This window comes from Leyella stercorea DSM 18206, from assembly GCF_000235885.1.
Taxonomy (GTDB): domain Bacteria; phylum Bacteroidota; class Bacteroidia; order Bacteroidales; family Bacteroidaceae; genus Prevotella; species Prevotella stercorea.
This window is the reverse complement of sequence record NZ_JH379429.1, coordinates 1-751: the sequence shown is the minus strand read 5'-3', so window position 1 is coordinate 751 and position 751 is coordinate 1. Positions and strand designations below refer to the sequence as shown.

Annotated in this window: 1 protein-coding gene; it reads left to right on the top strand. The window is 51.4% G+C overall.

Annotation, left to right across the window (positions count from 1 at the left end; genetic code table 11):
* The coding region (locus HMPREF0673_RS06865; protein WP_007899965.1) for a contractile injection system protein, VgrG/Pvc8 family at positions 1-751 on the top strand (751 nt) is incomplete at both ends.

Here is a 751-nt window from a genome sequence, read left to right as displayed (position 1 = left end):
GAGCACCACTACTTTGAGATAACGCTGGATATTCAGGCCGTAGAAATTTATGGCGTGGAAATCCCGGAGGCATCAAAAGACTGGGTCGGAAAAAAAGTAATCATGGACTTCGGCGGCACTTTTTTTGTCGGCGTGGCCACCATGGTGGGGCTTCATCGTTCCGGTGGGACACATGGAAATATAAAAGTGACAGGATATTCGTCAACATTCCTGCTGGAGTCGGACCACACCTGTGCCTCATGGTGCAACAAATCCTTGTCTGACATTGTCAAGGAACTTACAGACAAGGCAGGAGTACAAGCTCTTGTCAATCCGGAAACGAAATCGAAGCTGGAATACGAATGCCAGTACGAGGAAACCAACTTCAGATTCATACAACGGCTTGCCCGCCAATATCAGGAATGGCTCTACTACGACGGACAGAACCTTGTCTTCGGGAAGCCACAGGCCGGCTCGACGACCAAGCTGACATACGGTGAGGAACTGTCTGTGCTCGATGTCTGTTCGCAGACACTTGCCCGACCCATAAAGGGAAGTTCTTACCATTCGGTGAACGACCAGACCTATAACGGCCAATCCCCCGATACCGCAGCCGGACAAAACACATTGGGACAAGCGGCCTTTGACTCGTCATTGGCTTTGTTTACCGCTCCCGCTGTCCAACGGGCGGAGCCGCGCATAACCAATAAGGGTGAACTTGATGCCTATTTCCAACGCAAGCAGCAAAGCGACAGCGCCGCATCCAGTTTCA